This window comes from Bradyrhizobium pachyrhizi (assembly GCF_029714545.1).
Classification (GTDB): domain Bacteria; phylum Pseudomonadota; class Alphaproteobacteria; order Rhizobiales; family Xanthobacteraceae; genus Bradyrhizobium; species Bradyrhizobium pachyrhizi.
In genome coordinates this window covers 1,680,354-1,700,718 of sequence record NZ_CP121667.1, presented here as the reverse complement: position 1 = coordinate 1,700,718, position 20,365 = coordinate 1,680,354, and the positions used below count along the sequence as shown (strand labels likewise).

The following is a 20,365-nucleotide window of genomic DNA, read 5'->3' as shown; positions in this document are numbered from 1 at the left end:
ACGCGGGGCGAGGTAAGAAACGTCTAGTCCAGCTTCACCCTGCCGAGCCTAAGCGCATTGCCGATCACGCTGACCGAGGAAAGCGCCATCGCGGCGGCGCCGACCATCGGCGACAGCAGGATGCCGAACAGCGGATACAGCACGCCGGCTGCGATCGGCACCCCGGCGGCGTTGTAGACGAACGCGAACGCCAGGTTCTGGCGGATGTTGCGCATGGTCGCGACCGACAGCCGCCGCGCGCGCACGAGGCCCATCAGATCGCCCGTGAGCAGCGTGACGCCGGCGCTCTCGATCGCGACGTCGGTGCCGCCGCCCATCGCGATGCCGACATCGGCAGCGGCGAGCGCCGGCGCGTCATTGACGCCGTCGCCGGCCATCGCGACGGTGCGCCCCTCGCCGCGCAGCCGCTGCACCACCTCGCTCTTGCGCTCCGGCAGAACGCCGGCCTCGACCTCGTCGATGCCGAGCGTCTTCGCCACCGCCCGCGCGGTGGTCTCGTTGTCGCCGGTCAGCATCACGATGCGCAGGCCCTCGGCGCGCAGCGCCTGCAGCGCGCTCGTCGCAGACGGCTTGACCGGATCGGCTATCGCGATCACCCCGACGACGCGGCCATCGACCGCGACATAGATGGCCGTCGCGCCGTCCCGCCGCGCCGCCTCGGCCGCCTCGTCGAGCGCTGCCGTCGCGATCTTCAGCTCGGCCATCAGCACCGCGTTGCCGAGCGCAACTTGCCTGCTCTCGACGGTGCCGGTCGCGCCCTTGCCGGAAGGCGAGGCGAAATTGCTGACGGCGGCGGATGCGAGCTTGCGCTCCCTGGCAGCGGCGATAATCGCCTGTGCCAGCGGGTGCTCGCTGCCCTGCTCGACACTGGCCGCCAGGCGCAGCAGATCGCTCTCGTCGAGTCCTTCGGCGGCAATGACGTGCACGACCTTCGGCTTGCCCTCGGTGAGCGTACCGGTCTTGTCGATGACCAGCGTGTCGATCGCCTCCATCCGCTCCAGCGCCTGCGCGTCGCGGATCAGGATGCCGGAATGCGCGCCGCGGCCGACGCCGACCATGATCGACATCGGCGTCGCCAATCCCAGCGCGCACGGGCAGGCGATGATCAGCACCGTGACGGCGGCGACCAGCGCGAAGGTCAGGCGCGGCTCGGGGCCGAACACCGTCCAGGCGATAAAGGCGAGCACGGCGGCGGCGATCACCGCCGGCACGAACCAGCCGGCGACGCGATCGGCGAGCCGCTGGATCGGCGCGCGTGAGCGCTGCGCCTTCGCCACCATGTCGACGATCCGCGACAGCATGGTGTCGCGGCCGATCTTCTCGGCGCGCATCACGAGGCCGCCGCTCTGGTTGACGGTGCCGCCGATCACGTTCTGGCCTTCGGCCTTCGTGACCGGCATCGACTCGCCTGTGACCATGGACTCGTCAATGACCGCACTGCCCTCGACGACGACGCCGTCGACCGGCACCTTCTCGCCCGGCCGCACGCGCAGGCGGTCGCCGACCTTGATCGCGTCGATGTCGATGTCCTCGTCGCCATGTTCGGTGATGCGCCGCGCGGTCTTCGGCGCGAGGCCGAGCAGCGCGCGGATCGCGCCCGAGGTCTGCGCGCGGGCGCGCAATTCCAGCACCTGGCCGAGCAGCACCAGCACCGTGATCACGGCCGCCGCCTCGAAATACACCGCGACCGCGCCATGCATGTCGCGGAACGCGGGCGGGAACAGCTGCGGCGCCAGCGTCGCGACCACGCTGTAGACATAGGCGACGCCGGTGCCCATCGCGATCAACGTGAACATGTTGAGATTGCGGGTGACCAGCGACTGCCAGCCGCGCACGAAGAACGGCGCGCCGGCCCACAGCACGACCGGCGTCGCCAGCACGAGTGAGACCCAGTTCGACCAGTGCTGCGGCACCAGCTGCATCAGCCCGAGATGGCTGCCCATCTCGAGCACGAACACCGGCACGGTCAGCGCGAGGCCGATCCAGAACCGCCGCGTCATGTCGATCAGTTCGGGATCGGGACCGTCGTCGAGCGAGACCTGCTCGGGCTCCAGCGCCATGCCGCAGATCGGGCAGCTGCCCGGACCGACCTGACGCACCTCGGGATGCATCGGGCAGGTGTAGATGGTGCCCGCGGGCGCCGGCGGCTCGGGTTCACGCGGCTTGAGATACTTCTCAGGGTCGGTCTCGAAACGCTCGCGGCAGCGGCTGCTGCAGAACAGGTACTCCTCGCCCTGGTAGCTGAAGCGGTGCTTGGCGGTCGCCGGGTTGACCTTCATGCCGCAGACCGGATCGATCGCGAACGCCGCCTCGGCCGGCGGCGTGTCGTGACCATGCTTGCCGCCGCAGCAGGAATGCGCGGCCGCGCCATTGTGGTGATGATCCGCGTGCGAATGGTCGTGTGTTGCGTGTGCCACGAAACTCTTCCCGGCCGCTAACCCGGCCCCTTGATTTGTATACCCTAGGGGGGTATATGAGGTCTATGAGAGACGAGGTCAAGACATCCTGCTTAAAACGGCTCAAACGGATCGAAGGTCAGATCCGCGGGTTGGCCGCCATGGTCGAGGACGACCGCTATTGCATCGACGTGGTGACGCAGATCGCGGCCGCGCGCGCGGCGCTGCGCCGCGTCGAGGAAGAGGTGCTGCGCGATCATGTGGCGCATTGCGTCGAGCATGCGATCTCGTCCGGCGACAAGGCCGACCAGCGGCGCAAGATCGCCGAGCTGATGGACGTGATCGGGCGTGCGGATCGGTGAGGCGAGCGCCGCCCCATACGCGATGTCGTCCCTGCGAAAGCAGGGACCCATAACCACAGCAGCCTGTTGTGAAAGGACGCTGGGGCCACAGCCCCATTGATCACGAAAATTGGTGGTTATGGGTCCCGGGTCGCGCTTCGCTTGCCCGGGACGACGTGGGGATAGAGCGGTGCCGAATTCGCTGCCGCTTCATGCGCGGCTGAACAGCGCGATCAGGTGTTGAAGCGGAAATGCATGACGTCGCCGTCGGCGACGACGTACTCCTTGCCTTCAAGCCGCAGCTTGCCGGCATCGCGTGCGCCGGCCTCGCCGTTGCCGGCGATGTAATCGGCATAGGCGATGGTCTCGGCGCGGATGAAGCCCTTCTCGAAATCGGTATGGATCACGCCGGCGGCGGCAGGCGCCTTGGTGCCGCGGTCGATGGTCCAGGCGCGTGCTTCCTTCGGGCCGACGGTGAAATAGGTGATGAGATCGAGCAGCCGGTAGCCGGCGCGGATCAGCCGATCGAGCCCAGCCTCCTCCAGACCCAGTGTCTCCAGGAAGTCAGTGCGTTCCTCGCGCGACAGCGTCGCGATTTCGGATTCGATCTTAGCCGAGATCACGACCGCGACCGCGCCCTCCTCCTTGGCGCGCTCGAACACCGCCTTGGAAAAATTGTTGCCGTCCTTGGCCGAGGCTTCCTCGACGTTGCAGACATAGAGCACGGGCTTCGAGGTCAGGAGCCCGAGCATGCGGAACGCGCGCTCCTCCTCCGGCTTGCGCTCCAGCGCACGCGCCGGCTTGCCGTCGCGCAGCAGCACCAGGGCGCGGTTGACGAGCTCGAGCTGCTCCTTGGCTTCCTTGTCGTTGCCCTTGGCCTTCTTCGAGAGGTTGTCGACGCGCTTCTCCAGGCTGTCGAGGTCGGACAGCATCAGCTCGGTCTCGATGGTCTCGATGTCGGCGAGCGGCGCGATCTTGCCCTCGACATGGGTGATGTCGGAATCCTCGAAGCAGCGCACCACGTGGGCGATGGCGTCGACCTCGCGGATGTTGGCGAGGAACTGGTTACCGAGACCTTCGCCCTGCGACGCGCCGCGGACGAGGCCCGCGATGTCGACGAAGGTCAGCCGGGTCGGAATGATCTGCGCGGACTTCGCGACAGCCGCGAGCTTTTCCAGCCGCGGATCGGGCACCGCGACCTCGCCGACATTCGGCTCGATGGTGCAGAACGGATAGTTCGCCGCCTGGGCGGCCGCCGTTTCGGTCAGCGCATTGAACAGCGTCGACTTGCCGACGTTAGGCAGCCCGACGATCCCGCATTTGAATCCCATGTCTTCCTCAACATTCTCTGATCTGTCATGGCCGGGCTCGTCCCGGCCATCCACGTCTTACGGTGCACGCGGCACGTAAGACGTGGATGCCCGGCACAAGACCGGGCATGACGACAAAGGAGGTCAGGCCGGCTTCTCGCCGCCGTTCTCACCCTTGTCGAAAAACCCCTTGGCTTGCATCGTCAGATGCACCTTGTTGGCGAACGACGCGTCGTGGCCCGTCGCCAGCAGGCCGGCATTGTCGGCGACGGCCTGGCACAGGGCCTCCACCCACGCCCGGTCGCTCTTGGCGAAGTCCGACAGCACGTGGCTGTGCACGAGCTCCTTGACGCCGGGATGACCGATCCCGAGCCGCACCCGCCGATACTCGTTGCCGATATGCGCGGAGATCGAGCGCAGCCCGTTATGGCCGGCGATCCCGCCGCCGATCTTGACCCGCACCTTGGCCGGCGGCAGTTCGAGCTCGTCCTGGAACACGGTGACGTCGGAGGGCGTCAGCTTGAAGAAGTTCGCCGCTTCCTGCACCGCGCGCCCGGACTCGTTCATGTAGGTGGTCGGCTTCAGCAGCACGACCTTCTCGCGATCGACGACGCCCTCGGAGGCCTCGCCCTGAAAGCGACGGCGCCATGGTGCGAAACCATGACGCCGTGCAATCTCATCGACCGCCAGGAAACCGATATTGTGCCGGTTACTGGCGTATTTCGCGCCGGGATTACCGAGACCGACAAAAAGGCGCATGGCGCGGCATCCCGCGTCGGCGCGCCATCAGACGATCGCGCGCCGACCTGATCGATTACTTCTTCTTGTCGCCACCGGCGGGAGCCTTGGCACCCGCGGCCGGAGCCGCAGCACCCGCAGCCGGAGCCGCCGCAGCGGCCGGAGCTGCAGCACCCGCGGCCGGAGCAGCGCCACCGGCAGCAGCCGCAGCCGCGGCCTTCTGCTCTTCGGCGTAGCCGGACGGCGGCACGATGGTGACCAGGGTCGCGTCCTCGCGGGTCAGCGACTTCACGCCCTTCGGCAACTTGACGTCGGAGAGATGCAGCGAATAGCTGATCTCGAGGCTGCCCACGTCGGCTTCGATATATTGCGGGATGTTGTCGACCGCGCATTCGAGCTCGAGCGTGTGGGTGACGATGTTCACGGTGCCGCCGCGCTTGACGCCAGGCGAGGTTTCGCCGTTCACGATGTGCAGCGGCACGCTGACGCGGATGGTGGCGCCTTCACCGAGCCGCATGAAGTCGACATGGAGCGGGAAGTCCTTCACCGGGTCGAGGTGGTAGTCGCGCGGAATCACGCGATGCTTCTTGCCCTCGAGATCGATGTCGAACAGCGTGGTGAGGAACCGGCCCGCCAGGATGCGCTGGCGCAGTTCACGATCGTCGACCGAGATGGTCACGGGGGGCTGGTTGTCTCCGTAGATCACTCCGGGAACTCTCCCGGCGCGACGCTCTGCCCGGGCGGCCCCCTTGCCGCTCTTCGGACGCGCGGTCGCCTTCAATTCCTTGACGGTCGCCATAACGTTAAGTCCTTGTATTTAAAAAGTTAAAGGCCGCAGCGCGGCCCATGCTCAGGTCCACAGCAAGCCTCCAGGGGTGCGGGGGCCGCGGACGTGGCGGGCTTTTAGCCCCAAAGGGCCGAAATGACAAGGAAATGAAGGAAATTTTCTTGCTTCACCCTCCCCTGGAGGGGGAGGGTCGGACCGCATGCAGCGAAGCGGAATGCGGGTCGGGTGGGGTGATCTCTCAACACGGGCACAGTTCAGGTGGAGGGACCGTCACCCCACCCCGGCTCACATTTCGCTGCGCGCCATGTGAGCCGACCCTCCCCCTCCAGGGGAGGGTGGAAGATCAGCCGACCGTACCGCCGAGCTTGGCTTCCAGCGCCGCGATCCGCGCCTTCAGCGCCTCGTTCTCCTCGCGCGCCAGGCGGGCCATGTCCTTGACCGCGTCGAATTCCTCGCGCTTGACGACGTCGAGGTCGCGCAGGATCCGTTCCGCCTGGTTGCGCATGACCGTGTCGACCTCGCGCTTGACGCCCTGGGCGGCGCCGGCGGCATCGTTCATCAGACGGCCGATCTCATCGAAAAACCGGTTGCTGGTCTGGGTCATCTCGCAAAACTCTCCGCGTTCACTGCCTCGCGCCAAAGACAATGGCGATCTCAGCCATCCGGTTCAAGTCCGCCGCGAATGGCAGGCCTCCAGAGGCTTGCCTTGTCATGCTCCGGTTTCCTTGCAATCGTGTGAACTCACAACAGAAATCGCACACATAACGCGAGCAGAAACGCCATGATGGACCAGACCGTCGAGATCCCGACCAAGGACGGCAAGACCACCACCTTCATCACCCATCCCGAGCGCGGCGGCCCCTTCCCCGTCGTCATCTTCTACATGGACGCGCCGGCGATCCGCGAGGAGCTGCGCGACATGGCGCGCCGGCTCGGCACGTCAGGCTATTATGTGATGCTGCCCAACATGTATTACCGCGCCGGCGTGATGGAGCTCGGCCCGATCAATCCCGATCCGGAATCGCCCGAGCGCAAGCGCATGTTCGAGCTGATGCACTCGCTCAACATTCCGCTGGTCATGGAGGACACCAAAGGCCTGCTCGCCTATGCCGAGACGCAGAAGGCGGCCAACACCGCGATCATCGGCACTGTCGGCTATTGCATGAGCGGCCGCTATGCGGTGAACGCCGCGACGCATTTCGGCGATCTCGTCAAGGCCGCCGCCTCGGTCTACGGCACGCATCTGGCGACCGACCAGCCCGACAGTCCGCATCTTGCCGCGCAAAAGACAAAGGCCGAACTCTATTTCGCCTGCGCCGAGACCGATATCTACGCGCCCCAGGACATCATCGAGCAGGTGAAGGCCGGCATGAAGGGATCGAACAACGAGGTCGAGATCTATCCCGGCACACATCACGGCTTTGCGTTCCCCAAGCGTCCGGTCTATGACCGCGACGCCGCCGAACGCCATTGGGAGCGGCTACTCGCGCTTTACCGGCGCAACCTCGTGAGCTGAGTCTCAAGACGAACGATGCCGTTCCTGCTGATCGACTTTCCGGTGTTCAATCCCGTAGCGCTCTCGCTCGGGCCGATCGTGATCCGGTGGTATGCGCTGGCCTATATCGTCGGCATCGTGCTGGGCTGGATCTACGCCCGCTCGCTGATCAAGAAGGAGCGGCTGTGGGGCGGCCCGGCACCGATCACGCTGCCGCAGCTCGACGATTTCATCCTCTGGATCACCATCGGCATCATCGTCGGCGGCCGCACCGGCTACGTGCTGTTCTACAATTTGCCCTTCTTCATCGCGCATCCGGGCGAAATCCTGGAATTGTGGAAGGGCGGCATGTCGTTCCACGGCGGCTTCCTCGGCTGCGTCGCAGCGGTGATGCTGTTTGCCCGCCGCAACAACATCCCGATCCTGTCGCTCGGCGACATCACCACCGCGGTCGCGCCGATCGGGCTGTTCCTCGGCCGGCTCGCCAATTTCATCAACAGCGAGTTGTGGGGCCGTCACGCCGATCCGGACCTGCCCTGGGCCATGATCTTCCCCAATGGCGGGCCGCTGCCGCGGCATCCGAGCCAGCTCTACGAGGCCGGGCTCGAGGGCATCGTGCTGTTTGCGGCGCTGGCGATCATGATCCGGATGGGCGCGCTGAAGCGTCCCGGCCTGATCCTCGGCAGCTTCATCACGATCTACGGCGTTGCCCGAATCATCGGCGAGCACTTCAGGGAGCCCGACCCGCAACTCGGATTCCTGTGGGGCGGACTAACCATGGGCATGCTGCTGTCGGTGCCAATGATCATTGTGGGCGTTATCATCATCACGACCGCCGTTCGCCGCCGGGCGAACGGCCCGGCGCCGAGTTCAACCTGAACAAGTTCAATCCAAAGCAAGTGCAATCCAAGGAAGGCCGTGAACGAACCCTCCCCGCTGCTGGATGAGATCAGGAAGCTGATCAAGCTGTCCGGGCCGATGCCGGTCTGGCGCTACATGGAATTGTGCCTGATGCATCCGCGGTACGGCTACTATTTGTCGCGCGATCCGCTCGGCCGCGAGGGCGATTTCACCACGGCGCCCGAGGTCAGCCAGATGTTCGGCGAGCTGCTCGGGCTGTGGAGCGCCTCGATCTGGCGCGCGATCGGCTCGCCGGCGACGCTTCGCCTGATCGAGCTCGGCCCGGGCCGCGGCACCATGATGTCCGACGCGCTGCGTGCGCTACGCGTGCTGCCGCCGCTCTACCAGTCGCTCAGCATCCACCTCGTCGAGGTCAACCCGGTGCTGCGCGAGAAGCAGTACGCCACGCTGGCGGGCGTGCGCAACGTCACCTGGCACGACAGCATCGACGACGTGCCCGAGGGACCGGCGGTGATCCTCGCCAACGAATATTTCGACGTGCTGCCGATCCACCAGATGGTCCGGCGCGAGACCGGCTGGCACGAGCGGACGGTCGGGATGGATGCCAATGGCAACTTGTATTTCGCTCCCGCGCCAGAGCCTGTGCCGCATTTCGAGGTGCTGCTGCCGCCGCTGGTGCGCGCCGCGCCGCTCGGCGCGGTGTTCGAATGGCGGCCCGACAACGAGATCATGAAGCTCGCTACGCGGCTGCGCGACCAGGACGGCGCCGCGCTGATCATCGATTACGGTCATCTGCGCAGCGACGCCGGCGACACTTTCCAGGCGATCGCACGCCACAGCTTCGCCGACCCGCTGAAGAACCCGGGACAGGCCGATGTGACCGCACATGTCGATTTCCAGGCCATGGCGCGGGCCGCCGAGGATGTCGGCGCGCTCGTCCACGGACCGGTGACGCAGGGCGACTTCCTCAAGCGTCTCGGCGTCGAGGCCCGTGCGGCCGGGCTGATGGCGAAAGCAAGCCCCGAAGTCTCCGCCGACGTTGCCGGTGCGCTGAAGCGGCTGACCGATTCCGGACGCGGCGGGATGGGCTCGATGTTCAAGGTCATGGCCATCTCCGACCCACGCCTCACCTCGATCGCCGGATTGAGCGATCAGCCTGACGAGACCGAACAATGACATTGGGATCACCGCTGCTGTCGGCCATTCCGGGCCTGCGCCATGCCTTCTTCTCGCGTGAAGGCGGCGTGTCGGAGGGCATCTATGCCGCCCTCAATGGCGGGCTGGGCTCGCGCGACGATCCGGCCAAGGTCGCGGAGAACCGGCGGCGGATGGCGGCGCAGCTCGGCGTGCCGCTCGATCACCTCGTCAGCGTGCACCAGATTCACTCGCCTGACGTCGTGGCCGTGACCGGTCCATGGAATGGCGGCGCGCGCCCGAAGGCGGACGCGCTCGTCACCCGCACCGAAGGCCTTGCGATATCGGTCACGACGGCCGACTGCGGCCCGATCCTGTTGGTCGATCCCAATGCGCGCGTGATCGGCGCGGCGCATGCCGGCTGGAAGGGCGCGCTGACCGGCGTGCTGGAATCGACCATCGACGCGATGGAGAAGCTCGGTGCGGAGCGCGGCGGCATCGTCGCCGCCATCGGCCCGCTGATCCGCAAGGAGTCCTACGAGGTCGGCAACGAATTCGTCGAACGCTTCATCGAGGCCGATGCGGAGAACGGCATGTTCTTCATGCCCGCCGAACGCGACGGACACGCGATGTTCGATCTTGCCGGCTTCATCCGCATGCGGCTGGAAAATGCCGGCGTGCTGATGATCGACGATCTCGGCATAGACACCTATTCCGACGAGCGCTGCTTCAGCTACCGCCGCTCCGTGCACCGCAAGGAAGCCGATTACGGCCGGCTCGTTCACGCCATCGCGCTGGAAGGCTGACGCCGGGCATCCAGAGCGTTTTCCCGCGAAGTGGATACCGGTTCGCGGTGAGGGAAACGCGTCAGAATAAAATCGGGCGATTTTTGTGCGACAAGCGTCTTGACTCTCCACCTGCTGGAGACCGGACAAGCGGCGCATGACACAACGCACCTACAGCATCGGCGAGGCGGCGCGGCTCAGCGGAATTTCCGTCCGCAAGCTCCGCTTCTATTCGGACCAGGGGTTGCTGCCGCCGGCCGGCCGCACCGCGAGCGGCTATCGCGTCTTCACCGACGACGAACTGATTCGCCTCGACCTGATCCGCTGCCTGCGCGATGCGGGCCTCGGTCTCGACGCCATCCGCGAGGTCCTGACCAAGGAACTCTCGCTGGTCGAGGCGCTGCAGCTTCGCCTCGAGACGCTGGAAGCGGAGATCGCGGCACAGCGCCGCGTCGCCTCGGCCCTGCGGGCTGCGTTGCGTTCACCGCAACTCACCGAAGCAGATTTGAGGAGATTTTTGACCATGACGCAGCTGTCCCGCGCCGAGCGCCGCAACGTCGTCGAACGCTTTTTCGAGAAGGTGTCCGACGGCATCAACATTGACCGGAAATGGATCCGGCAGATGATCGAGACCAGCGTGCCCGAATTGCCGGACGAGCCGACGCCGGAGCAGTGCGATGCCTGGATCGAGCTTTCGGAGATGCTCAACGACCCTTCCCTCGTCGCCAACATCCGCGCCAACGCGGAGGACGTCTGGAATCACCACGTGCTGGATCTCGCCGCCTGGCAGGCGGCCAACCAAACCGTGCTGGCGAGAGCCAAGGAGATCATCGCGCGCGACCTCGGCCCGACGTCGGAGGCCGGCCAGGCGCTGGCGCGCGACTGGCTGGAAACATCGGCGCGATTGCTGAAGCGAAAACCTGATCTGGAATTCCGCAACTGGATCCGCGGCAAATATGCCCTGCACGACGCCCGTGCGGCGCGCTATTGGGAGCTCGTCGCCATCATGCGCGGGCAATCGACGGACGCGAGCCCGAACCGCGAATGGACCTGGATCACCGCAGCCATGCGGCACCATCTCTCTGACTGAGCAGGGAAATCCGAAACCTCGCGGCGCGCCGCCCGGATCGGTTAAGTGCTGTGGCCGTCCTGCCCTAGACGTTAAGCCGTTTTAACGATATCGCAGGACGCAATGAGGGAAGCGTCGAACCGCCAGTTTCAAACTGGGACAGCCGTGCGTGCCGCGATCGCATGCTCGTGGCTTGCGATCGCGTGCGCGCTTGGCGGCTGCGCGGCCGGCGGCAACGTGGCCGACTCCTACGCCATGGCCACGCCGGCAAGCAGCGGCGCAACAGTTGCATTCGAATCGATCGACGGCCCGCCGCCCCAGGTGTTCGACCGCATGGTCGGCGTGCTCGACAGCGAGTCCAAGCTGCGCAGCCTGTCGATCGTGTCGCGCCAGGGCGCTGCCGCCTATCGCGTGCGCAGCTATCTTTCGGCACAGGTGGTGCGCGGCCGCACCATGATCGCGTGGGTGTGGGACGTCTACGACAGCAACCAGCAACGCGCGCTGCGGCTCTCCGGCGAGGAGCCCGCCGGCAAGGCCGGCCGCGACGCCTGGGCCGCCGCCGACGACCTGGTGCTGCGCAAGATCGCCCAGGCCGGGCTCAGTGGCCTGTCCGGCATGATCAATGGCGGCCCCACGCCCGCCCCGGCACCGGACCTCCGCGGGCCCACGGTGGCAAGCGCCCCGGCCCCCGCCGCGCCCGAGACCGTGGCGCTCGGCTATTCCGCCGACTAAACCCCGTTATCGCCCGGGGAAATGCGTTTTTTGCCCAGGAAAACGGCGGCCAAAGCCGGCTAATGGGTTGCCATCGGATGCGCCTGCCTGATATTCCCTCGCGCACCGAAAACCCGCCGGTTCTGTAAGGACTTGAGATGCTGAACGTCGTATCCAGCAAGGCGCGGGGGGAAGCATCGATGTCGGCAAAGAACGGATCAATCAAACTCGTCGCCGGTAACTCCAATCCTGCGCTGGCGCAGGAGATCGCCAAGGGACTTGGCATCGAACTGACCAAGGCCGTGGTCCGGCGCTTCGCCGACATGGAGATCTTCGTCGAGATCCAGGAGAACGTCCGCGGCTCGGACATGTTCATCCTGCAGTCGACGTCGTTTCCGGCCAACGACAATCTGATGGAACTGTTGATCATCACCGACGCGCTGCGCCGTTCCTCGGCGCGCCGCATCACCGCGGTGGTGCCCTATTTCGGCTATGCCAGGCAGGATCGCAGGTCCGGCTCGCGTACGCCGATCTCGGCCAAGCTCGTCGCCAACCTGATCTCGCACGCCGGCGTCGACCGCGTCATGACGCTCGACCTGCATGCCGGCCAGATCCAGGGCTTCTTCGACATCCCGACCGACAACCTGTTCGCGGCGCCCCTGATGGTGCGCGACATCAAAGAGAAATTCGACCTCGCCAAGGTGATGGTGGTATCGCCCGACGTCGGCGGCGTGGCGCGTGCCCGCGGCCTCGCCAAGCGCATCAACACCCCGCTTGCGATCGTCGACAAGCGCCGCGAGCGCCCCGGCGAGTCCGAGGTGATGAACGTGATCGGCGACGTCGCCGGCTACAATTGCATCCTGGTCGACGACATCGTCGATTCCGGCGGCACGCTGGTGAATGCGGCCGAGGCGCTGATCGCGCACGGCGCCAAGGAAGTCTCGGCCTATATCACCCACGGCGTGCTGTCCGGCGGCGCCGCCGCGCGCATCGCCTCGTCGCGGCTGAAGGAACTGGTCATCACCGACTCGATCCTGCCGACCGAGGCCGTCAACAAGGCGCCGAACATCCGCCAGATCTCGATCGCCGGCCTGATCGCCGAAGCGATCGGCCGCACCGCGGCGGAAGAGTCGGTTTCCAGCCTGTTCGATTAAATCGATATTTGCTGTCGTCCCTGCGAAAGCAGGGACCCATAACCACAGGCCTTGATGTTGCGAAGGCTGTGGCTCCAGCGTTGTCAATCAATTCGCATTGGTGGTTATGGGTCCTGGCTCAAGGCCGGGACGACACCGAGTATGCTGCAGCCACCTCGCTAAAACCCCGGCCGTGGCACGTGGCTCATCAGCGTCCGCGCATAGCCGCCATCGACCATGATCTCCTCACCATTGACGTATGACGAGCGATCGCTCGCCAGGAACAGGGTCGCGTCCGCCATGTCCTGCGATGCGCCGATCCGGCGCATCGGCACCACCGCGGTGCGCCGTTCGGTGACGCCAGGCGTATCGTAGAAGGCCTGGCTCATCGGTGTCACGACAAGGCCGGGGCTCACCACATTGCTGCGGATGCCATGCGGCCCCCATTCGGCTGCGAGTTGCTGCGAGAGCATCACGACGCCAGCCTTGCTGACGCTGTAGGCGCCGCTCTGCCCCTGCGCATTGCTGGCGGCGATCGAGGCGACGTGGATGAGGCTGCCGCGTCCGGCCTTGCGCATCTGGCGGCCGAACGCCTGCGCGCAGATGAAATAGCCGGTGAGATTGACCGCCAGCACCGCATTCCATTCCGCGAGCGGCAGCGTATCGAGCCCGCCCGGGCGCAGCACCGCCGCGGTGTTGACGAGGATGTCGCAAGCGCCGAGCGTGCGCGCGACGGCATCGGCGGCTGCCGCGACATTGTCCTCGCTGGTCGTATCGCAGGTCGCGACGAGATGACCGTCGCCGAATTCGCGAAGCTCTGCCTTGGTCTCCGCAAGGGAGCGCTCGTCGCGATCGAGCGCGGCGACCCTGGCGCCGGCCCGCGCGAAACTGACCGCGGTGGCGCGGCCGATACCGCCGCCTCCGCCGGTGACGACGGCAACGCGGCCCGACAGGCCGAGCCAGTCGGAGGAATGTTGTTCGGTCATGGGGTGCCTCCCGCGCGTTTTGGTTTTATGCCGCAAGCATAACCGAACGCGCCGCAGGCGAGAGCGATCCCGGCACGCATGCCGGAATCGCTTTTCCGCCGATGCTAGCCCGGGATTCCCGCCGCGACCTGGCCGCGCAGACGCTCGAGGCTGAGCAGCGTGTTGGCGCAGGCTTCCGCAACCTCGGTCCCCTTGATGACGAAGTGCTTGCGGAAGAACTCGTAATGCACCTCCGTCTCGTGGAATTGCTGCGGCGTCAGCACCGCCGAGAACACCGGCACCTCGGTGCGCAATTGCACATCCATCAGCGCCTTGATCACGGTGTCGGCGACGAATTCGTGGCGGTAGATGCCGCCATCGACAACGAGCCCGGCCGCGACGATCGCGGTGTAGCGGCGGGTCTTCGCCAACAGCTGCGCATGCAGCGGGATCTCGAACGAGCCCGGCACCTCGAACACGTCGACATTGGTGATGTGCCTCGCCTCGATCTCCTTCAGGAAGGAGATGCGGCACTCTTCCACCACCTCGCGGTGCCAGGACGACTGCACAAAGGCAACGCGCTGCGGCTTTGCGAAGTGCGGATGCTCCGGCGTCGGCGGAACGGCCGGCGTATCGGGAGCGCTTTCTGCTTGGGAGGTTTGGATTTGAGAAGCTTGAACGTCTTGGTCTTGCAACATCTGATTCATGGCTTTCCTCTTTCAGGACCAGAATCAGGGCACACGGACAACGACACGAGCCCACGCGAAAATCGCGTTGGCCGCCGCAACCGTTCTCTTTCATCCGGACTGTAACCGTCGGCTTCGGAATTGCACCGAATCTGCTGACCCTTCCGCCGGCTTCGCGAAGGAAGGCGCTCGCGGGCTTGGGCTCATCACCCTTACCGCCGGTGGGGATTTTCACCCCGCCCTGAGAACTCGGCACGCCCGGAATGGACGTACCTGAGGCGAAATATGACCAAAGCGCGACAGCCGGGCAAGGCCTTTGGCATGGGGAAACGGCATGTCCCCATGAGCGCGTTGCGGCTCTGCGAGGTTGATGTGAGCGCCCGGAGGCTGATTCACAGGCGCGGCGAAGCGCCGGCAAATGGTTAACAAAGCGTTACGCGAACGCTTAGATTCCGATTTGTTCTCAAAATCACAGATGTGGCGGAGATCAGCTGTGGACGATGCGCGCTTTGGCTGTGGACGGACTCGGCGTGCGGTTGCGCGGATTCCGCAAATCACATCACTTCATCGGCGTCAGGTCCAGGGGCATCCGGAAGCCCGGTCAAGGAACTGCACTCGGCCACGACGCAGTATGTCGCAAGTGCCGGCTTCCGTGTGCGTATCAAGCGATCATAAGAACAAGGTCCGAGACGGCATGTCCCTCGTCGAAAGCATTATCGATTCCCGGAACAACCCGCTTGCGGTGGTCGAGGATATCGCCACCGACAACAACTGGGCGTTCGAGCGTTCCGGCGAAGACGAGGTGACGATCGTCTCCAAGGGAGACTGGATCGATTATCAGCTCTCGTTCACCTGGATGGGCGAGATCGAGGCGCTGCATCTCGCCTGCGCCTTCGACATGAAGATGCCGCAGGCGCGCCGCGCCGAGGTGCAGCGGCTGGTCGCCGCGATCAACGAACAATTGTGGGTCGGCCATTTCGATCTGTGGACCCATACCGGCATGGTGATGCATCGTCAGGCGCTGGTGCTGCCCGGCGGTCTCACCGCCTCCACCGCGCAGTGCGAGGCCATGGTGGTCAACGCGATCCACGCCTGCGAGCGCTACTACCCGGCGTTCCAGTTCGTGGTGTGGGCCGGCAAGTCGACCGCCGAGGCGATGGCCGCGGCGATGTTCGATACCGAGGGCGAGGCGTAAGGGTTTCGTTTCGGTCCATCCCCGCCCTCAGCGTCGTCCCTGCGAAAGCAGGGACCCATACTCCGCGGCCCCAGTGGTTGAGCAAACTGCTTGTGGCTCGCTTCTCGCTTCACTAGAACCGCTTGTGGTTATGGGTCCCTGCTTTCGCAGGGACGACACAGAGTTTGCGGAGCCACCTGTGAGCACATCCAGCAGCGCATTGACGAACACTTCCGGCACCATTGCGCTCGCGGGCGCGGGCAAGATGGGCGGCGCCATGCTGACCGGCTGGCTCGCGCAGGGCCTTGCCCCCGAGCGCGTCGCGGTGATCGATCCGCATCTCTCGCCGGAAATCTCCGCGCTTGCCGCAAAGGGCGTGCGGCTCAATCCGCAAGCGAAGGATCTCGGCACGGTCGACACGCTTGTCGTCGCGGTGAAGCCGCAATCGTTCCGCGACGCCGGCGCCGCGCTGAAATCCTTCGTCGGCCCCTCGACGCTCGTCGTCTCGATCATGGCCGGCACGACCATGTCCGCGCTGGAAGAGGTTGTCGGCGGCGCCGTGGTGCGCGCGATGCCGAACACGCCGGCGGCGATCGGCCGCGGCATCACCGTCGCGGTGCCGTCGAAGCGCGTCACCGCTGCGCAGCGCGCGATGACCGATGCGCTGCTGAAAGCGACCGGGCCCGTCGAATGGGTCGACGATGAGAGCCTGATGGACGCGGTGACGGCGGTCTCCGGCTCCGGTCCGGCCTATGTGTTCCTGCTCGCCGAGGAGCTGGCGCGCGCCGGCGTTGCGGCCGGCCTGCCGGAGCAGCTCGCGACCACGCTGGCGCGGGCGACCGTCGCCGGCTCCGGCGAGTTGCTGCATCGCTCGGATCTGCCGTCGGCGACCCTGCGGCAGAACGTCACCTCGCCCGGCGGCACCACCGCTGCGGCGCTCGAGGTGCTGATGGCCAATGACGGCATGCAGCTGCTGATGACCCGCGCGATCGCCGCCGCGACAAGGCGCTCAAGGGAATTGGCGAAGTAGCGCATGCACACTCATTGCCGGGCTTGACCCGGCAATCCATCGAACAAGGACACTTCTTCCTTGATGGATGTGCGGGTCAGGCCCGCGCATGACGAGTTCGCCGGACCAACGACACAGGCCGCCTACTGCGCCGAACCCGACGTCCCGGCCAGCCGCTTGTTGAAGCTCTCGACATTGATCAGACCGCGGGCGTGGCGGCCTTCGCCGAGCTTGCGCGTGCCCTCAAAGGCCTCGACCTCGAAGCGGATCACGCGGCGCTCGACCGCGATCACTCTTGAGGTCGTCCGCACGGTGGCGCCGACCAGCGCAGCCGCGAGATGGCGGATATCGACCTCGGTCCCGACCGTGACCCAGCCGGGCTGCAGCGCGGCGCGGATGGCATCGCCCGACGCCATCTCCATTTCGAGGATCATCATCGGCGTCGCATAGACCATCGGCATGCCGGGCACGAAATGCCCGACGGTGCGCTCCGGCGGCACCACGAGCATGCGCTCGGCGCTCATACCGATCCTGATGAAGTCGCGTGCGTCCATTGGCGCCTTGCTCGTCATTCCGGGGCACGCGAAGCGTGAACCCGGAATCTGGAGATTGTTGATCGAGATCCCGGGTTCGCGCTAATGCGCGCCCCGGGATGACGCGCTTTCGCGCGTCACTTCTTCGCGGCGGCCGCGCGCTCGACGAACGACTTGCCGCCCTTCATCTTGTGATGCAGCGGCGCTTCGTTGATCTGGATCACGACCGCGTCGGCATCGACGCCGAGATTCTTCACCAGCGCCTGGGTGATGTCGCGCATCATGCCGAGCTTCTGCTCGTCGGTGCGGCCGGCGGCCATGCTCACGGTGATCTCAGGCATCGTTGCTCTCCCTGTTGTTGTCGCCATGGCCGGGCTCCTCCCGGTCATTCACGTCGCCGCGCATCAAACAAGAGGTGGATGCCCGGCACAAGGCCGCGCATGACGTCACAAGCGAATGGCTATCCCCACGCCACGTCATGCCGCGCCAGGACCTCGCGGACCCGGGCGACGAGATCGGCCTCTGCGCAGGAGAACTGCGCCGGACGCGTCTCACGCCATTCCTGGTTGGAGGCAATCGCAGCGGCGGCCTTGGCGCCCTCGATCAAATCCTTGATCTGCACCTCGCCGCGCGCCTTCTCGTCCGAGCCCTGGATGATCACGCAGGGCGAGTTGCGGCGGTCGGCATATTTGAGCTGATTGCCCATGTTCTTCGGATTGCCGAGATAGAGCTCGGCCCGGATGCCGGCCTGGCGCAACTGCGCGACCATCTTCTGGTAGTCGGCGACACGGTCGCGGTCGAACACGGTGACGACGACGGGACCGAACTCGGCCCGCGCGTCGAGCTGGCCGAGCATCGTCAGTGCGGCCTGCAGGCGCGACACGCCGATCGAGAAACCGGTCGCCGGCACCGGCTCGCCGCGGAAGCGCGAGACCAGGCCGTCGTAGCGGCCGCCGCCACCGACCGAGCCGAACCGCACCGGGCGGCCTTTCTCGTCCTTGGTGTCGAGCAGCAGCTCAACCTCGTAGACCGGGCCGGTGTAATATTCGAGACCGCGAACAACGGTGGGATCGATGCGGATGCGATCCGCGCCATAGCCGGACGCCGCGACCAGCTTGGCGATCTCCTCGAGCTCGCTCACGCCGGCCTGACCAACTTCGCTCTTCGCCAGATAGGCCTCCGCCGCAGCAATCGCCTCTCGCCAATCGTCGCGCTGCCGCGTGACGGCCAGGACGATATCGGCATCCGCGGGGCTCAGGTCGGCGCCCTTGGTAAAGTCGCCCTTGCCCTCTTCGCCGCCATCCCATCGTCCGGGACCAAGCAGCTTGCGGACCTCATCGGCTGGAAATTTGTCGAGCTTGTCGATCGCGCGCAGCACGGTGAGGCGGCGGCCAGCATTGTCGTCGCCGCCGAGGCCGATCGCCTCGAGCACGCCGTCGAGCACCTTGCGGTTGTTCACCTTCACGACATAGGAGCCGCGCGGAATGCCGAGTGCTTCCATCGTGTCGGCCGCCATCATGCAGATCTCGGCGTCGGCCGCCGGCGTCGCCGAGCCGACCGTGTCGGCGTCGAACTGCATGAACTGGCGGAAGCGGCCGGGACCCGGCTTCTCGTTGCGGAAGACGTAACCGAAGCGATAGGACCGATACGGCTTCGGCAGCGCGTCGAAGTTTTCCGCGACGTAGCGCGCCAGCGGCGCGGTGAGGTCGTAGCGCAGCGAGATCCACTGCTCGTCATCGTCCTGGAACGAGAACACGCCCTCGTTGGGACGGTCCTGGTCGGGCAGGAACTTGCCGAGCGCGTCGGTGTATTCCATCGCCGGCGTCTCCACCGGCTCGAAGCCGTAGAGCTCGTAGACGGCGCGGATCTTCTCGACCATCGCCCGCGTGGCATTGATCGCGGCCGGGCCGCGATCTTCCAGCCCGCGCGGCAGGCGCGCCTTCAGTTTCTGGGGTTTTTTGGGTTTCTCGGCCATTGGCGGCGTTTACCAGTGGACGCGCAAGGCGGCAACCGCCGCCATCGGCTTCCGGCTGTCATTCCGGGGCGCGTCAAAGACGCGAACCCGGAATCACGTTGCGTCCGTCACTCGACGTTCCTAATCCAGTTATGCGGGTCGTTGGTGCGACCGTACTGGATGTCGACCAGCTTCTTGCGCAGGCCCATGGCGACCGGGCCGGCCACGCCGCCGCTGATCTGGAAATCGCCGCTCGCCGAGCACACCTTGCCGATCGGCGAGATGACGGCCGCGGTGCCGCAGGCGAACGCCTCTTTCAGCTTGCCGCTGGCGGCGTCAGCGCGCCATTGCTGGATCGTATAGGGCTCCTCGCGCACGCGCGTGCCGGCATCCTTGGCAAGCGCGATGATCGAGTCGCGGGTGATGCCGGGCAGGATGGTGCCGAGCGGCGGCGTCAGCAGCGAGCCGTCGTCGAACGCGAAGAACACGTTCATGCCACCGAGCTCCTCGATGTAGCGGCGTTCGACCGCATCGAGGAACACGACCTGGTCGCAGCCCCGTTCGATCGCCTCGGCCTGCGCGCGCAGGCTGGCGGCGTAGTTGCCGCCGCACTTGACGGCGCCGGTGCCGCCGATCGCGGCGCGCGTGTAATTCTCCGACACCCAGATCGACACCGGCGCAGGGCCGCCCTTGAAATAGGAGCCGACCGGCGAGGCGATGACCGAGAAGATGTATTCGGCCGACGGCTTCACGCCGAGGAAGATCTCGCTCGCGATCATGAAGGGCCGCAGATAGAGACTGCCCTCGCCGCCCGGGATCCAGGCGCGATCGATCCGCACCAGCTGCTCGACCGCATCGATGAACAAATCCTCGGGCAACGGCGCCATCGCCATGCGCTCGGCCGAATCATGGAAGCGGCGGGCATTGGCGTCCGGCCGAAACAGGTTCACGCCGCCGTCGTCGCGCTTGTAGGCCTTGAGACCTTCGAAAATTTCCTGGGCGTAGTGCAGCACCGCGCCGGCCGGATCGAGCGGAAAATTCGCGCGGGCCTCGACGCGGGCGCTGTGCCAGCCCTTGCCCTGACTGTAGCGGACGATCGCCATGTGATCGGTAAAGACCCGGCCGAAGCCGGGGTCCACGAGCTTCGCCGCGCGATCCTTGTCGGACGTCGCATTCGGCGAAGGCTGGATGTCAAATTTCAAAGTCATTTTTCTTGCTTTCCGCTGTCGGAACCGGCGCGATACCCGGCGCCGGCCTGTTTCCCCCGGAGCCTTCCGGCTCGGC

Annotated in this window: 21 protein-coding genes and 1 riboswitch; of the genes, 10 read left to right on the top strand and 11 right to left on the bottom strand. The window is 65.9% G+C overall.

All coding sequences use genetic code 11. The features are described from left to right. Nucleotides 1–23: 23 nt before the first annotated feature. On the bottom strand, nt 24–2,417 hold the full coding sequence (locus QA639_RS07750) for a heavy metal translocating P-type ATPase (protein WP_283089473.1): 2,394 nt from the start codon (nt 2,415–2,417) through the stop codon (nt 24–26). Between the two features lie 65 nt (nt 2,418–2,482). On the opposite strand from QA639_RS07750, the gene QA639_RS07745 reads away from it, so the two are divergent. Beyond that, nucleotides 2,483–2,758 carry a metal-sensitive transcriptional regulator gene (locus QA639_RS07745; protein ID WP_018269815.1) on the top strand — a complete coding sequence of 92 codons (276 nt, stop codon included), beginning with the start codon at nt 2,483–2,485 and terminating at the stop codon, nt 2,756–2,758. Between the two features lie 212 nt (nt 2,759–2,970). Here the strand turns inward: QA639_RS07745 and ychF are convergent, their stop codons facing one another. The 4 genes from ychF to QA639_RS07725 all read right to left on the bottom strand — a co-directional run bounded on the left by ychF (nt 2,971) and on the right by QA639_RS07725 (nt 6,176). Further along, a complete protein-coding gene (ychF, locus tag QA639_RS07740) occupies nt 2,971–4,068 on the bottom strand; it encodes a redox-regulated ATPase YchF (protein ID WP_028333102.1) in 1,098 nt (365 codons plus the stop codon). Nucleotides 4,069–4,191: 123 nt separating this feature from the next. Then, the gene (pth, locus tag QA639_RS07735) at nt 4,192–4,806 is read right to left on the bottom strand and encodes an aminoacyl-tRNA hydrolase (protein ID WP_283089472.1); all 615 of its coding nucleotides are present in this window, start codon (nt 4,804–4,806) and stop codon (nt 4,192–4,194) included. Nucleotides 4,807–4,861: 55 nt separating this feature from the next. Continuing rightward, on the bottom strand, nt 4,862–5,584 hold the full coding sequence (locus tag QA639_RS07730) for a 50S ribosomal protein L25/general stress protein Ctc (RefSeq protein WP_028333100.1): 723 nt from the start codon (nt 5,582–5,584) through the stop codon (nt 4,862–4,864). A 331-nt stretch (nt 5,585–5,915) separates the two neighbouring features. Further along, nucleotides 5,916–6,176: an accessory factor UbiK family protein gene (locus tag QA639_RS07725; RefSeq protein ID WP_028333099.1), complete on the bottom strand. Its 261-nt coding sequence runs from the start codon at nt 6,174–6,176 to the stop codon at nt 5,916–5,918. A 177-nt stretch (nt 6,177–6,353) separates the two neighbouring features. Here QA639_RS07725 and QA639_RS07720 point away from each other — a divergent pair, with 177 nt between their 5' ends. The 7 genes from QA639_RS07720 to QA639_RS07690 all read left to right on the top strand — a co-directional run bounded on the left by QA639_RS07720 (nt 6,354) and on the right by QA639_RS07690 (nt 12,781). Continuing rightward, complete coding sequence (locus tag QA639_RS07720; RefSeq protein ID WP_157346809.1) at nt 6,354–7,088, top strand: dienelactone hydrolase family protein; 735 nt, start codon at nt 6,354–6,356, stop codon at nt 7,086–7,088. A 15-nt stretch (nt 7,089–7,103) separates the two neighbouring features. Beyond that, nucleotides 7,104–7,946, top strand: a complete 843-nt coding sequence (gene lgt / locus QA639_RS07715; RefSeq protein ID WP_157346811.1) for a prolipoprotein diacylglyceryl transferase — start codon at nt 7,104–7,106, stop codon at nt 7,944–7,946. Between the two features lie 99 nt (nt 7,947–8,045). Next, nucleotides 8,046–9,104 carry a class I SAM-dependent methyltransferase gene (locus tag QA639_RS07710; protein ID WP_050384262.1) on the top strand — a complete coding sequence of 353 codons (1,059 nt, stop codon included), beginning with the start codon at nt 8,046–8,048 and terminating at the stop codon, nt 9,102–9,104. Next, nucleotides 9,101–9,868 (top strand): peptidoglycan editing factor PgeF, encoded by a 768-nt coding sequence (gene pgeF, locus QA639_RS07705; protein ID WP_157346813.1) that lies wholly within the window; start codon nt 9,101–9,103, stop codon nt 9,866–9,868. The genes QA639_RS07710 and pgeF overlap by 4 nt, the downstream gene beginning before the upstream one ends. Nucleotides 9,869–10,004: 136 nt before the next feature. Next, on the top strand, nt 10,005–10,937 hold the full coding sequence (locus tag QA639_RS07700) for a MerR family transcriptional regulator (protein WP_283089471.1): 933 nt from the start codon (nt 10,005–10,007) through the stop codon (nt 10,935–10,937). Between the two features lie 102 nt (nt 10,938–11,039). Beyond that, on the top strand, nt 11,040–11,648 hold the full coding sequence (locus QA639_RS07695; protein ID WP_283089470.1) for a hypothetical protein: 609 nt from the start codon (nt 11,040–11,042) through the stop codon (nt 11,646–11,648). Between the two features lie 179 nt (nt 11,649–11,827). Then, complete coding sequence (locus QA639_RS07690) at nt 11,828–12,781, top strand: ribose-phosphate pyrophosphokinase (protein WP_198400248.1); 954 nt, start codon at nt 11,828–11,830, stop codon at nt 12,779–12,781. Between the two features lie 158 nt (nt 12,782–12,939). Here QA639_RS07690 and QA639_RS07685 read toward each other — a convergent pair whose 3' ends face one another. After that, entirely contained in the window at nt 12,940–13,746 is an 807-nt protein-coding gene (locus QA639_RS07685) for an SDR family NAD(P)-dependent oxidoreductase (RefSeq protein ID WP_283089469.1), read from the bottom strand. A 104-nt stretch (nt 13,747–13,850) separates the two neighbouring features. Next, nucleotides 13,851–14,432 (bottom strand): 6,7-dimethyl-8-ribityllumazine synthase, encoded by a 582-nt coding sequence (locus QA639_RS07680; RefSeq protein WP_050384190.1) that lies wholly within the window; start codon nt 14,430–14,432, stop codon nt 13,851–13,853. 78 nt (nt 14,433–14,510) lie between these two features. Next, a riboswitch (FMN riboswitch) is annotated at nt 14,511–14,664 on the bottom strand. 441 nt (nt 14,665–15,105) lie between these two features. On the opposite strand from QA639_RS07680, the gene QA639_RS07675 reads away from it, so the two are divergent. Together QA639_RS07675 and proC are read left to right on the top strand one after the other, a co-directional pair. Then, nucleotides 15,106–15,606: a type III secretion system chaperone family protein gene (locus QA639_RS07675; protein ID WP_028333089.1), complete on the top strand. Its 501-nt coding sequence runs from the start codon at nt 15,106–15,108 to the stop codon at nt 15,604–15,606. Between the two features lie 130 nt (nt 15,607–15,736). Then, entirely contained in the window at nt 15,737–16,615 is an 879-nt protein-coding gene (gene proC / locus QA639_RS07670) for a pyrroline-5-carboxylate reductase (protein WP_283089468.1), read from the top strand. Between the two features lie 122 nt (nt 16,616–16,737). Here the strand turns inward: proC and QA639_RS07665 are convergent, their stop codons facing one another. The 4 genes from QA639_RS07665 to QA639_RS07650 form a co-directional block, all read right to left on the bottom strand. Further along, nucleotides 16,738–17,148, bottom strand: a complete 411-nt coding sequence (locus QA639_RS07665; RefSeq protein WP_283089467.1) for a thioesterase family protein — start codon at nt 17,146–17,148, stop codon at nt 16,738–16,740. 116 nt (nt 17,149–17,264) lie between these two features. Continuing rightward, complete coding sequence (locus QA639_RS07660; protein WP_018269806.1) at nt 17,265–17,468, bottom strand: tautomerase family protein; 204 nt, start codon at nt 17,466–17,468, stop codon at nt 17,265–17,267. Between the two features lie 119 nt (nt 17,469–17,587). Continuing rightward, complete coding sequence (gene hisS / locus QA639_RS07655) at nt 17,588–19,102, bottom strand: histidine--tRNA ligase (protein WP_283089466.1); 1,515 nt, start codon at nt 19,100–19,102, stop codon at nt 17,588–17,590. 107 nt (nt 19,103–19,209) lie between these two features. After that, nucleotides 19,210–20,289, bottom strand: coding sequence for a branched-chain amino acid aminotransferase (locus QA639_RS07650; RefSeq protein WP_028333085.1), 1,080 nt, complete (start codon nt 20,287–20,289; stop codon nt 19,210–19,212). Nucleotides 20,290–20,365 lie beyond the last annotated feature (76 nt).